This window comes from Pseudomonas sp. A34-9 (genome assembly GCF_029543085.1).
Taxonomy (GTDB): domain Bacteria; phylum Pseudomonadota; class Gammaproteobacteria; order Pseudomonadales; family Pseudomonadaceae; genus Aquipseudomonas.
In genome coordinates, this window is sequence record NZ_CP119967.1 from 5,476,390 (window position 1) to 5,490,000 (window position 13,611).

10 protein-coding genes and 2 rRNA genes (1 of these 12 only partly in view) are annotated in these 13,611 nt (G+C 58.4%); 4 read left to right on the plus strand and 8 right to left on the minus strand.

The window, feature by feature from the left end:
* Positions 1 to 645 carry a carbonate dehydratase gene (gene can / locus P3G59_RS24445; protein ID WP_064120416.1) on the minus strand — a complete coding sequence of 215 codons (645 nt, stop codon included), beginning with the start codon at positions 643 to 645 and terminating at the stop codon, positions 1 to 3.
* Positions 646 to 786: 141 nt separating this feature from the next.
* On the opposite strand from can, the gene P3G59_RS24450 reads away from it, so the two are divergent.
* A complete protein-coding gene (locus tag P3G59_RS24450) occupies positions 787 to 1,191 on the plus strand; it encodes a serine kinase/phosphatase (RefSeq protein ID WP_277759299.1) in 405 nt (134 codons plus the stop codon).
* A gap of 105 nt (positions 1,192 to 1,296) precedes the next feature.
* Here P3G59_RS24450 and rimI read toward each other — a convergent pair whose 3' ends face one another.
* Together rimI and P3G59_RS24460 are read right to left on the minus strand one after the other, a co-directional pair.
* The gene (gene rimI / locus P3G59_RS24455) at positions 1,297 to 1,749 is read right to left on the minus strand and encodes a ribosomal protein S18-alanine N-acetyltransferase (protein WP_277759300.1); all 453 of its coding nucleotides are present in this window, start codon (positions 1,747 to 1,749) and stop codon (positions 1,297 to 1,299) included.
* A complete protein-coding gene (locus P3G59_RS24460) occupies positions 1,742 to 2,488 on the minus strand; it encodes an energy transducer TonB (protein WP_277762199.1) in 747 nt (248 codons plus the stop codon). Before P3G59_RS24460 ends, rimI begins: the two co-directional genes overlap by 8 nt.
* Before the next feature lie 231 nt (positions 2,489 to 2,719).
* Here P3G59_RS24460 and mksB point away from each other — a divergent pair, with 231 nt between their 5' ends.
* From mksB to mksF, 3 genes are read left to right on the plus strand one after another with little or no spacing between them, the layout of a single operon-like run.
* Positions 2,720 to 4,012: an Mks condensin complex protein MksB gene (gene mksB / locus P3G59_RS24465; RefSeq protein ID WP_277759301.1), complete on the plus strand. Its 1,293-nt coding sequence runs from the start codon at positions 2,720 to 2,722 to the stop codon at positions 4,010 to 4,012.
* Complete coding sequence (gene mksE / locus P3G59_RS24470) at positions 4,002 to 4,703, plus strand: Mks condensin complex protein MksE (protein WP_122595506.1); 702 nt, start codon at positions 4,002 to 4,004, stop codon at positions 4,701 to 4,703. Before mksB ends, mksE begins: the two co-directional genes overlap by 11 nt.
* Entirely contained in the window at positions 4,700 to 7,540 is a 2,841-nt protein-coding gene (gene mksF / locus P3G59_RS24475) for an Mks condensin complex protein MksF (RefSeq protein WP_277759302.1), read from the plus strand. Before mksE ends, mksF begins: the two co-directional genes overlap by 4 nt.
* A gap of 208 nt (positions 7,541 to 7,748) precedes the next feature.
* Here the strand turns inward: mksF and P3G59_RS24480 are convergent, their stop codons facing one another.
* The 5 genes from P3G59_RS24480 to P3G59_RS24500 form a co-directional block, all read right to left on the minus strand.
* Entirely contained in the window at positions 7,749 to 10,052 is a 2,304-nt protein-coding gene (locus P3G59_RS24480; protein ID WP_277759303.1) for an MlaD family protein, read from the minus strand.
* On the minus strand, positions 10,045 to 10,668 hold the full coding sequence (locus tag P3G59_RS24485) for a paraquat-inducible protein A (RefSeq protein ID WP_095050584.1): 624 nt from the start codon (positions 10,666 to 10,668) through the stop codon (positions 10,045 to 10,047). Before P3G59_RS24485 ends, P3G59_RS24480 begins: the two co-directional genes overlap by 8 nt.
* Positions 10,655 to 11,314 (minus strand): paraquat-inducible protein A, encoded by a 660-nt coding sequence (locus P3G59_RS24490; RefSeq protein ID WP_277759304.1) that lies wholly within the window; start codon positions 11,312 to 11,314, stop codon positions 10,655 to 10,657. Before P3G59_RS24490 ends, P3G59_RS24485 begins: the two co-directional genes overlap by 14 nt.
* A 149-nt stretch (positions 11,315 to 11,463) precedes the next feature.
* A 5S ribosomal RNA gene (rrf, locus tag P3G59_RS24495) occupies positions 11,464 to 11,579 on the minus strand.
* 157 nt (positions 11,580 to 11,736) lie between these two features.
* Positions 11,737 to 13,611, minus strand: a 23S ribosomal RNA gene (locus P3G59_RS24500); it runs 1,019 nt beyond the window's last position.

The following is a 13,611-nucleotide window of genomic DNA, read 5'->3' on the forward strand; positions in this document are numbered from 1 at the left end:
TTACACCGCGCCGACCGGACGCAGACGATACTGCGGCGGCAATTGCTCGAAACCACTGATGGTGGTGTTGAGACTTTTCCAGCGACCGTCCTTGATGCCGTAGATGCAACCGTGGATCGACAGGCTCTGCCCGCGATGCCAGGCGTTCTGGATGATGCTGGTGTGCGCGACGTTGGCCACTTGCTGGATAACGTTGAGTTCGCACATCCGATCAACCTGCTCTTCTTCGGTTGGCAGCTTGGCCAGTTCTTCGCGCTTTTCGTAGTACAGATCGCGAATCGAACGCAGCCAGCCATCAATCAGGCCGAACTGACGATCCTGCATCGACGCGCGCACACCGCCACAGCCGTAGTGGCCAGTGACGAGGATGTGTTTGACCTTGAGTACGTCGACCGCGTACTGGATCACCGACAGACAGTTAAGGTCGGTGTGCAGCACGACGTTGGCGACGTTGCGGTGCACGAACAGATCGCCCGGCAGCATGCCGACGATCTCGTTGGCCGGCACACGCGCATCGGAACAACCGATCCACAGGTATTCAGGGGTTTGCTGACGCGCCAGCTTGGCGAAGAAATCCGGGTCTTCCTTGGTGATCGCGTCAGCCCAACGCTCGTTGTTATCAATCAGGTCTTGTAAGTCATGCATGCTGTAAGGCCTCAAGAAAGATGCGCTGGTATGACAGACGACCGCCCGTCGGGGTCACGCCGCCACCGCAAGTGATTTCATTGGAATTCTCGTGTGCCCGGTGAGTCCACCTAAGTAAGGCCCACAGTATGAGGAATTGCCATGACTGATTCACGACGTCCCTACGATGCGGTGCAACCAGAACCCATTGATGATAACGAAGACCGCATGGGTTCGGTGCATGAGCTGGATTTCGACGAAGACCAACCCAGCGCGAAAATCGGTGATGAGATCCCGGAGCGTGAGCGCGAGCAGTTGATGCCGCGTGAGCGGGTGCGCGAGGCCGGGATGACCGGGGCTTCGGTGAATGATCATGAGCCGACGGACGATGACATGAGCCCGGAAACGCTGATTCATGAAGACGGTGCGCGGGACGCCGAAGAGGCTGGCGAAGACAATCCGGCGGACTGGGATTTGAGCCTGGTCGATGAAGATGACATCGGCGGCGGTAATGGGCTGGATGAGGCGGAGCTGGCGCGGCGCGATCCGCTGGATGGCAACCGCTAAGAGTTCCGATCCCCTGTAGGAGCTGCCGAAGGCTGCGATCATTTGATCTTGACCTAAAAACAAAATCAAAAGATCGCAGCCTGCGGCAGCTCCTACAGAGCAGTGTCAGTCAACCAGGGTGCAGGCCATGACCACGGCATCTTCACGCCCGCCCACCGCCGGATAGTAATCCCGACGCCGGCCGATCTCGTTAAAGCCATAACGCTCGTACAATTTGAACGCCGCTGTATTGCTGTCACGCACTTCCAGAAAACACTCCCGCGCCTGCGCCGCATAGGCCCGCGACATCAGATGCTCGAGCAGCGTCAGCCCCAATCCACGTCCCTGATTCTCAGGTTTGACGGTGATATTGAGCAGGTGCGCCTCATCCAGAATGATCTGCACCACCCCGTGGCCAACCTGTTGCTGCCCTTCGAACATCAGCCAGATCTGGTACTTGCCCAGCCCATCCAGAAAAATCCCGCGGGTCCACGGATGGCTGTAAGCGGCGTACTCGATTTTCAGCACGGTTTCCAGATCCGCCTCGGTCATCGGGCGGAACGATACAGCGTCACTCATTCGATTCTTTCCAGCGCGCCATCAGCCGACGCATGGCTTGCCACACAGCGGCCTTGCGCTGTGGCTCTTCCATTAACAATTCCAGACCGGGAATGGCCCAGGCCGAGCCCAGACCTTCGATCTGCAATTCACGATTGAACGCTTCGGCGTCCGCTTCACCAGCAAAACGCACCGCTGGCAGGCCGATCAGCCACAGGCAGGCACACGGTGCGGCCTCCATTTGCACGGAAAGAAACCCCTGCACGAAATCGCGCGCCGCTTCCGGGCCTTGATCCATGGTGCCGCGATTGAGCCACGGCCAACGCACAGGCTCGCCGACAATTTGCGGTGCATCCGGCAGACCGGCGGCGCGCAGCATGTCTTTGAGCAGCAAATACGCGGGATCACGGCTCTGGAACGGTTCGCCGGTGGGTAACTCGACCAGCAGCAGGCAACGCCCGGCGCGCAGTAATTGCAGGGCGAAACGCGGTGGCGGCACCGGTGCCGGTTTGCTGACGACTGGCGTGTCGTCGGCCTCTTCCACCGGTTTGGCGTTGGTTCGCGTGCTGGCCGGCGAAGGGCGCGGCACCTCGATCTTCGGCCGTTCACTCGGACGCGCAGTCGGTGCTGCCGGTGCTTCGGCCTGCGGCGCGAGCACCATCGGCGCCTCTACCTCGGGCTCGGGCATGTCCAGCAGCTCGGGCCGCGACGGTGCGGCGAAAGGCAATTCGGTGCGCGGCAGCCAATTGACCACCTGCATGGCGTTCAAATAGGCGCGGCGGCGGGACTCGATTAGCAAGGGTCGGCCACTTGTGGATAACTGAAGTGCGCTGATTCTACCGCCCTTCGCTCAAGATCGCCCGTTGTTGATCGATAGACTTGACCAACACCCTGTACCCATAGAAAGCAACAGTCCGTCCCAAGAGTGAATCGCATCCTTCGTGATGCAGTACAATCGCCGCTTTTCATTGCCAACCAGCCGGGCATTCCGATGATCGAACCCAAGCGCGTCTTGCGCGCCCTCGCTGAACACTGGGCACTGCTTGAGCCGCTGTGTGAGCACTTCGACCAAGGCACATTGAGCCTTAACGAACTGCGCGCGCAACTGGCCGCCCAACAACTGGACAGCACACCGCAGGACATCACCAGCCTGCTCGACGTGTGGATTCGCCTCGATATTCTGATTCCGGTGGCGAAAAGCCCGAACCGTTTCGAGCTGAACGCGCAGATTCACGATTTCCTCGCTTACTTGCGCCGTGAACACCGCTTGGGCCTGTGCCTGGAAATCGAAGCCTATCTGCGCCACCTCGAGCGTCTGGCCGGGTACATCCAGGACGCGTTCGACATCCGCGACGGCCACGACCTCGCGCGCCAGTTGCGCCTGCTCGACATGCGTGTACGCGACGTGCTGAAGAAGCTCGACAACGACGAACAGGCCTTGGTCGCCGTCGCCGAACGTGCGAAGACCAGCGACCGGCAAATTCCGCTGCGTCAGCGTTACGCCGAAGTGCTGGCGACCTGGGACGAATACGTCGAGCCGATGATCGATCTGGTAAACGCCGACGGCGCCTTCGAACAAGGCGTGCGCAAGGTCGAAACCGTATTGCTGAAGATGCTCAGCGAACAGCAACGCCTCGGCCATCTGGTCGATGACGACATGCTGCTGCGCACCCACGCGCGCATCCTCGAAATGCAGACCAGCGCCCAGCTGACGTTGCGTCATGCCCGCGAACTGCTGCTGCCGCTGCGTGAAGAAGCGCGTCGGCACAACGCCGTGACCCGTGGCGCCGCACTCGCTCTGGCGGCCATTCGCCGCAAAGGCATTGATGCCGTGCCGCAAGCGGCGATGCCGCTGTTTACCCGCCCGCAGAGCACCTTCCTTGGCAGCGCCAGTCAGGTCGAAGCCTACGTTTATGCCCTGGCGCGATTCGAGCCGAAACCGGCGCGCTTCCCGAAAGCGCACAAAACCCAGAAAGGCGAAGCCCCACGCGCACCGCGCACCGTGCGCGAGATGGTCGACCGTTGCGAAGAAGCCCTGCCGATGCCGGATCTGATGACCTGGCTGCTGGAGCAGGAACCGGACGGCGCCACCGACGAATTGCTCTACTGGTTCTCGCGCCTGTCGCGGGAAAAACGCTTCAAGCGCGAGCGTCTGGAACGCCGCGAATACCACACTCATGAGCACCAGGTCAGCCTGCGCTCCTTCGCCCTGCTCTCGGCCAGCGACAGCGCCGCCGAGGATTCTGCGAGCGCCCTCTCTGCAGGTACTGCAAATGCAACTTGATCTTTCCGAACTGTCGCAACTCGCGCCGATCTTCCGCGAGTTGTTCAAGGGTTACCACGTCAGCCGCCGCGACCCGGAGCTGTACGCGCAACTGTCGAACTTCCAGGATCAATACCGCACGCTGTTCAAGGCGCTGGGGTTTGAACTGGTCTGCGATACCCGTGGTTTCTACTACTTCGTGCCGGACATGGCCGCCGCAGCGGTGAACAAGACTGCCCAGCGTCTGGCGCTGTTTACTTTTATCCTCGTCGAGCATCTGGCCGACCAGGGCCGCGATCCGATCGCCGTGCTCGATGGCGGCAGCCTCGGCCGCGAAGAGTTGCCGTCGCTACTGGAGAAATACCGCGACCTGTTCATTCAGGCCGAAGTGCAAACGGTTGAAGAACTCGAAGAAAAGATCATGCGCCGCATGACTCAACTCGGTTTCGCCGGCGAAGAAAACGGCGTGTATCGCTTCCTGCCGCCGATGCACCGTTTCCTCGACGTCTGCCTGTCGGTGCAGCAAGACCGTGATCTGGCAGCCAGCGTGCACAGCGTATTGCCGCTGCCGGCGCCGGTGCTGATCGATGAAGCGGCGGAAGCCAAATTCCTCGAAACCGACGATCCGCTCGATCTTTCCGAATTTGAAGAGGAAAGCGAAGAAGACGCACTGGCCCGCGCCATTGCCGAAGAACAGGAGTCCGACGCATGAGCCAGGAACGCTACGGCATCCGCCGCTTTGCCCTTTTGAACACCGCCGGTTACAGCCTCGGCCTGTTCCCGCTGGAAGAACCGTTGTCGGTCTACGGCGCGAACAACCTTGGTAAATCGGCGTCGATCAACGCCTTGCAGTTCCCGATCCTGGCGCGCATGTCCGACATGAGCTTCGGCAAGTACAGCCTCGAACAATCGCGGCGTTTCTACTTCGCGTCCGACACCAGCTACATCCTCGTCGAAGTGAACCTGCCGCACGGCCCGCACGTGATCGGCGTGGTCGGTCGTGGCCCGGGCGGTGGTTTCGGTCACCAGTTCTTCGCCTACGCCGGCAAGCTTGATCTGGCGCATTACCAGAAGAACGACACCTGCCTGCGCCAGAAAGAGCTGTTCAGCAACCTTGAGAAAGAAGGCCTGAAAGCCTACGAACTCAAGCCGGATGAGCTGCGTCGTTTGCTGGTCGGTGGTCACACGTCGATCCCGCTCGACCTGACGCTGATCCCGCTGCGCTCCACCAGTGAGCAGAGCCTGAAGACCTTCCGCGCGCTGTTCATCAACCTGCTGCACATGCGCGAAATCACTGCAGCCAAGTTGAAGCAGTTGTTCCTCGATGCCTTCGAACACAGCTTGCGTTCCGGCAGCGTCGATTACATCGCCGCGTGCGAAGAAGCCTTCCGCGACGTGCGCCGGATGGAACAGGACTACAACTCGCTGGTGGCTGCCGGCCCGTTGGTTGAAGCACTGGCCAACGGCGTGAAACAGCGCGACGTGCTGCGCGGCAAGCTGCATCGCCTGTCGCCGCTGCTCGACTCGCTGCTCGGCACCTGGTCGGACTACGCCAGTGCGCGCAAGGAAGAGCTGACGATTCAGGCCGACCATTACCGTGGCGAGCAGGACAGCCTGCAAAACGATCAGCGCGGCGGCACCCAGGAACTGATGCGCCTGGAGCGGGAAATTTCCGGCATCCAGCGCTGGCTCGGCGAGCTGTCGGTGTTGAAGAATCGCTTCGCCCTGGTCGACGACGTCAAAGTGCTGGAGCAACAATTGCTCGCTGCCAAAGATGCCCACGACGAATTGGCTGGCGCCTTGGCGCAATCGCGTCAGTTCAGCGCTGAAGATCTGGAAGAGCGCGTGCGCGATCTGGAAAAACGCCTGAAGTCGGTGAAGCAGCAACTCGATCATGCCGACAACAACAGCTACGCCCGCCTGCGCGAAGAGTTCTCGCAACAAGACGTCGAGCGTCTGATGCGCCTGTTCAACAGCGCGCTGTTCAGCCTGCCGCTGGGCGAACACGGCATCACCCTCGACGACGACGGCGAGTGGGTGAAGTCGGTTGAGCTGATTCTCGATGGCTTCAAAGGCGAGCGCTTTGAAGTGCCGGGCCTGTCGATCGACATCTCGCACATCGAGCCGCCGGCCCTGCAAGCCCTGGCCGACCGTGCCGCGTTGCGCGATCAGAAAGAGCGTCTGGAAAAAGAGCTGAAACAGCTCAAGACCCAACAGGCCGTGGCCGCCGACCGCGCCGCGAGCAAGACTCAGACCGAAGCGCTTTATCAGCAAGTGCTGGATGCGCAGAAAGCACTGGAAGATTTCCGCCGCACGCAGACCCTGAGCGCTGAAGAAGGCGACAAGCTCGAGCAACTGGCGCAGATGGAAGGCGCGCAGGACGAACTCAAGCGCTCCAGTGATGCTTTCACCGAACGCGTCCAGCAACTGTCGGCCAAGCTGCAACTGGTCGGCCGGCAGATCGCTGACATGGAAGCCAAGCAGCGCACCCTCGACGATGCGCTGCGCCGCCGTCAGTTGTTGCCGGCAGATTTGCCGTTCGGTACGCCGTTCATGGATCCGGTCGACGATTCGATGGACAACCTGCTGCCGCTGCTCAACGACTATCAGGACAGCTGGCAAGGCCTGCTGCGCGCCGATGGCCAGATCGAAGCGCTGTACGCGCAGGTGCGCCTCAAAGGCGTGGCCAAGTTCGACAGCGAAGACGACATGGAGCGCCGTCTGTCGCTGCTGATCAACGCTTACGCGCACCGTACCGATGAAGCGCTGACCTTGGGCAAGGCCCGTCGCGCGGCGGTCACCGACATCGCCCGCACGCTGCGCAACATCCGCAGCGACTACGACAGCCTCGAACATCAATTGGCGCTGTTCAACCGCGAGATCAACAAGCGTCAAGTCTCCAACCTGCAGAGCTTCCGCATCGTCCTTGCGCCGAACAAGGAAGCGCTCAAGCACATCGACCAGATCATCCACAGCGCCGGTCAGTACGAAGAAGGCGAAACCCTCTCCGTATTCGATCTGAGCCAAAGCGCCGAGCAGGACAACAAGAACGAAGAGGCCAAGGAATACCTGGCGCGGCTGGTGGCGGCCAACCACAACCAGCTCGGCCTCAAGGACTTGTTCGAACTGGCGTTCGAGATCACCAAGGTCAACGGCCAGCCAGTGATCCACACCGACATCGACGGCGCGGCGTCCAACGGTACGACCATGACCATCAAGGCGCTGACCAACATGTACTTGTTGCTGCACTTGATGGATCGCGATCTGGCCGGTCGCGTGCGTCTGCCGTACTACCTCGACGAGGCGGCGGACATCGATGAGAAGAACCAGGCCGCATTGCTGGAAACCAGCCTGCAACTGGGCTTCGTGCCGATTCTGGCGAGTGTGAAGCCGCAGGTCTGCGCCAGTGTTGCTATCGACCTGGAAGGCGGCAGCGGCCCGGCCGGGATCTACATTGATGAGGCGGACTGGAAGTACATCCGTCGCCATGATGTGGTGAAGGCGACGCTGAATGTTGAGGCGGATGAGCCGGAGCTGGATGCGGTTTGATCGGCGTTAGCTAAAGGCATAAAAAGGGCCGCGATCTGTTTGGATCGCGGCCCTTTTTTATGGCTTGGGGTTTGTGCTGAACGCTGAGGCCTTTTCGCGAGCAGGCTCGCTCCCACAGGGATCAGTTTGGAACCCAATTTTGGGTACTCCACACATCCACTGTGGGAGCGAGCCTGCTCGCGAAGGCATCCTTACAGACGCCCCAAGGTTACTTACCAAGGGAAATCTTCGGCGCCCAGGTCAGCCACTCATCCTCAAACTTGTCGAACAACGGGAATGTCTGCTCGGCCCGCGCCGGGTTGCCCATGCGCTCCCCGTCCGGCGTAGCAAAGGCAATCCCGCCCTGAATCGCTGTCTCCAGCGACTCGGTGCGCACCGTCAGCCCGTTGAACAACCCGATATCAAATCCGACACCGCTGGTGTTCCAGAACCGACTACCGCTGCGCACCAGCGGCGCGTATTTCGGCTCGATCAGAATGTGCACCAACACACGATCCGCCGTCTGCCCCAGTTCGTACCCCGTCACCTTACCGACAGTAATTTCACGGTAAGTCACCGGCACTCCGGGTTTCAGCGAACCACGACGGGCAGCGCTCAGTACCAGACTCAACCCTGCCTCTTGCTTGGTCACTTCCGGCGCATTGGCCAGTGCCACGAAGCTCTTCTGTGGGCCGAGGTTCTTCGCTGCCGGTTGTACTTCGATGTACTTGCCGGTCACCAGGGTTTCCAGATTTTCTGTCTTGATCAGACCGAGCTCAGGCTTGACCACCCAGAACTGGCTACCCACGCGCGCGATCTTCTCCGGCACTTCAGTGATGCGCGCCGTGAGGATGACCGATTGCAGGTCGTCAGTCAGATCGACGCTTTCGATCTTGCCGACGTCCAGTCCTTTGAAGCGAACGGGCGTGCCACTGCCGAGACCGTCGGCGCGATCGACTTTGATCGTCACTACGCTGCCTTTTTTACTGGCGTCGTCATGATTGGCAAACAGACGGAAACGCGGGATGCGCTTCTGCAACGGTGCCTTGGCTTGCGGTGTTTCGAAGGCGATGCCGCCGGCCATCAGGGTTTGCAGTGATTCGCTCTTCACTTGGATCCCGCCGGTCAAACCGCCAGTCAGGGTGACACCGCTGACATTCCAGAAACGCGTCGAGGCGTTGACCAGGTTTTCGTATTCCTTCTCGATGTGCACACCGACGATGATCTGTTTGCGCGTCTTGGAGAACTGATAGCTCTGCACCGATCCGACCTTGACCTGCTTGTACAGAATCGGACTGCCGACATCGATCGAGCCGAGGGTGTCAGTGAACAACACCAGGTGCAGCCCCGGTGAACGCAGATCCAGCGGCGGCGCTTTTGGACGCGCCTCGAATTCGCGTTTCGGCGGCGCACCTTTGTCTCCGGGGCGCACGGCGATGTAGTTACCTTTCACCAGAGCTTCGAGCCCGGTGATACCGGCGAGGGAAATCGACGGTTTGACCACCCAGAACTGTGTGCCATCAACCAGATAGTCCTCGGCCAATGGATCAAGGGTCAGCTCCGCAGTGGCGCTGTTCAGATCAGGATCAACTTTCAGCGCTTTCATGTTGCCGACTTGAATGCCTTTGTACATCACCGGGGTGCGCCCGGCCTGTAGCCCTTCAAAGTCACTGAGTTTGACCTTCACACGAATCCCGGCAGCCGCGGCATCGAAGTCTTCGTAGAGACGGAATGGCAGGCTTGGATCAGTCGGCGGACTGTCCTTGCGGTTCTCCGGCGTGGCGAAGGCGATACCCCCGGCGACGATGCTGGCCAGCGATTCGCTGCGCACTTTCACGCCAGACAGGTTGGCGTCGATGCTGATGCCGCTGGCGTTCCAGAAACGCGTGTGTTTGCGCACCAGTTTGGCGTAGGTCGGCTCGATGAAGACTTTGAGCTCAACGGTGCTTTGATCTTCCGACAGCACGTAGCTCTTGATTTGGCCAACCTTGATCTGCTTGTAGAACACCGGGCTGCCACGATTCAACGAACCGAGACGATCAGCCTTGATGGTCAGGTGCAGGCCGGGTTTGGCGTCCGACAGTGGCGGCTCCTCGGCCAGCGCCTTGAACTTGCGCGTTGGCTCGCCTTCGCCGGGACTGATAGCGACGTAGTTACCGGAAACCAGGGTTTCCAGACCGGTGATGCCGGCCAGGGTCACGCTCGGTTTGACCAGCCAGAAGCGCGTGCTGGTCTTGAGGTATTGCTCGACGTCTTTATTCATCTCGACGGTAGCGATCACCCCTTTAGAGTTGCCTTCATCGTCGAGCTTGAGCGCCTTGACCTTACCGACCGACATGCCTTTATACATGACCTCGGTCTTGTTGGCCTGGATGCCTTCACCGCTTTCAAAGCGGATCTGAATCTCGATACCGGTTTCGGAGTAGGCACGCCAGCCAAGCCAGCCGCCGATGATCAGCGCGATCAGAGGCAGTACCCAAATGGCAGACCAGTTCGAGGCCGGTCGGGTTTTCGCTACGGGCAAATCAGTCATGGTCGTCGTCCGACTCCGTGTTATCCCAAATCAGTCGGGGATCGAAAGTTACTGCGGCAAGCATCGTCAGAATCACCACACTGGCGAAGGCGATGGCGCCAAGATTGGCTTCGACACTGGCAAGCCGGCCGAAGTTGACGACCGCCACCAGAATGGCGATCACAAAAATATCGAGCATCGACCAGCGGCCGATGAACTCGATGAAGCGGTACATCCAGATACGCTGACGCGCGGACAACGGTTGGCGTCGTTGTACCGAAAACAGCAGCAGCGCAATACCCACCAGTTTGAAGGTGGGCACGAGAATACTGGCGATAAACACTACAGCCGCAATCGGAATCATGCCGTGCTGCACCAACTGGATCACGCCGGACATAATGGTGCTCGGATCACCCTGGCCCAAAGAACTGACAGTCATGATCGGCAGCACGTTGGCTGGGATATAGATAATCGCTGCCGTGATCAGCAGTGCCCAGGTACGGGTGAGACTGTTCGGCCTGCGAGCGTGGACCAATGCACCACAGCGGGTGCAGGTCTGCTCGTCGGTGTCCGCTTCCTGCCTGTTCAACTCATGACATTCGGTACAGACCAGAATGCCCGCATCAATCGCCCGCATGAGCATCTTCCCCTGATAACGCCTGCCAGATCTGATGCGGTGACATCACCACCTCCAGCCATACCTGTACGAGTAACAAACCAATGAAACACGCCAGGCCAAGACCGACGGTGATGGCTGCCATGTCCGCCAGTTTGACGATCGCCACCAGTACACCCATGAGGTAAACCTCGAGCATTCCCCAGTCTTTGAGGTGGTGGTAAATGCGGTAAAGCAGCAAACCGTAGCTGCGACCGATATCGAAACGGATCGTCAGTAGAACGAATAACTGGCATAGCAACTTCAGCAACGGTATGGCCATGCTGCACAGGAACACAACGATCGACACACCCTGCATGTCCGTGTTGAACAGACCGAGTACGCCGCTCCAGACCGTATCCTGCGAAGATTGTCCGAGGATATTGAGTTGCATGATGGGTAAAAAGTTTGCCGGGATGTACAGCAACAAGGCTGCAATCACCAAGGCAAGGCTGCGCTGCACCACGTTATGGCGGTGGGCATATAACTCGTAACCGCAGCGAGGACAGAGGGCTTTCTCGCCGTGAGCCAGTGTTGGCTTGCGCATCAGCAGATCGCACTCGTGACAGGCCACCAAGTCTTCCAGCGGTAAATCTGACAGCCCGGGGGCGTCAACCGGCTCTGACATAAAGGCTCTGGCTCCGAATAAGGTGGGGCTATTCTAGTGTTCTGATTCGAAAATAACTGTGCAAATTTGTTCGCTACGGCGAGCAAAATACTTTCCTGCGGGCAAAACAAAACCCCAACTGCTTTCGCAATTGGGGTTTCGGAATTTAATCTTGACGATGACCTACTCTCACATGGGGAAACCCCACACTACCATCGGCGATGCATCGTTTCACTGCTGAGTTCGGGATGGGATCAGGTGGTTCCAACGCTCTATGGTCGTCAAGAAATTCGGGTACCGAATCGTGGCCAGAGGGCCTCGCTTCAGCAAATTGGGTATGTGACAGCTTTCGGTGTTTTGTGAGCATCGAACTTTCGGTTCGTTTCGTCTTCACACACCGCAATCTGATGCTCTCTCGAGTAGTCAAATTGCTTGGGTGTTATATGGTCAAGCCTCACGGGCAATTAGTATTGGTTAGCTCAACGCCTCACAGCGCTTACACACCCAACCTATCAACGTCGTAGTCTTCGACGGCCCTTCAGGGAACTCAAGGTTCCAGTGAGATCTCATCTTGAGGCAAGTTTCCCGCTTAGATGCTTTCAGCGGTTATCTTTCCCGAACATAGCTACCCGGCAATGCCACTGGCGTGACAACCGGAACACCAGAGGTTCGTCCACTCCGGTCCTCTCGTACTAGGAGCAGCCCCTCTCAAATCTCAAACGTCCACGGCAGATAGGGACCGAACTGTCTCACGACGTTCTAAACCCAGCTCGCGTACCACTTTAAATGGCGAACAGCCATACCCTTGGGACCGGCTTCAGCCCCAGGATGTGATGAGCCGACATCGAGGTGCCAAACACCGCCGTCGATATGAACTCTTGGGCGGTATCAGCCTGTTATCCCCGGAGTACCTTTTATCCGTTGAGCGATGGCCCTTCCATACAGAACCACCGGATCACTAAGACCTACTTTCGTACCTGCTCGACGTGTCTGTCTCGCAGTCAAGCGCGCTTTTGCCTTTATACTCTACGACCGATTTCCGACCGGTCTGAGCGCACCTTCGTACTCCTCCGTTACTCTTTAGGAGGAGACCGCCCCAGTCAAACTACCCACCATACACTGTCCTCGATCCGGATAACGGACCTGAGTTAGAACCTCAAAGTTGCCAGGGTGGTATTTCAAGGATGGCTCCACGCGAACTGGCGTCCACGCTTCAAAGCCTCCCACCTATCCTACACAAGCAAATTCAAAGTCCAGTGCAAAGCTATAGTAAAGGTTCACGGGGTCTTTCCGTCTAGCCGCGGATACACTGCATCTTCACAGCGATTTCAATTTCACTGAGTCTCGGGTGGAGACAGCGCCGCCATCGTTACGCCATTCGTGCAGGTCGGAACTTACCCGACAAGGAATTTCGCTACCTTAGGACCGTTATAGTTACGGCCGCCGTTTACCGGGGCTTCGATCAAGAGCTTCGCGTTAGCTAACCCCATCAATTAACCTTCCGGCACCGGGCAGGCGTCACACCCTATACGTCCACTTTCGTGTTTGCAGAGTGCTGTGTTTTTAATAAACAGTCGCAGCGGCCTGGTATCTTCGACCGGCATGAGCTTACGGAGCAAGTCCTTCACCCTCACCGGCGCACCTTCTCCCGAAGTTACGGTGCCATTTTGCCTAGTTCCTTCACCCGAGTTCTCTCAAGCGCCTTGGTATTCTCTACCCAACCACCTGTGTCGGTTTGGGGTACGGTTCCTGGTTACCTGAAGCTTAGAAGCTTTTCTTGGAAGCATGGCATCAACCACTTCGTGTTCTAAAAGAACACTCGTCATCAGCTCTCGGCCTTAAGATCCCGGATTTACCTAAGATCTCAGCCTACCACCTTAAACTTGGACAACCAACGCCAAGCTGGCCTAGCCTTCTCCGTCCCTCCATCGCAATAACCAGAAGTACAGGAATATTAACCTGTTTTCCATCGACTACGCTTTTCAGCCTCGCCTTAGGGACCGACTAACCCTGCGTCGATTAACGTTGCGCAGGAAACCTTGGTCTTTCGGCGTGGGTGTTTTTCACACCCATTGTCGTTACTCATGTCAGCATTCGCACTTCTGATACCTCCAGCAAGCTTCTCAACTCACCTTCACAGGCTTACAGAACGCTCCTCTACCGCATCATCCGAAGATGATACCCGTAGCTTCGGTGTATGGTTTGAGCCCCGTTACATCTTCCGCGCAGGCCGACTCGACTAGTGAGCTATTACGCTTTCTTTAAAGGGTGGCTGCTTCTAAGCCAACCTCCTAGCTGTCTAAGCCTTCCCACATCGT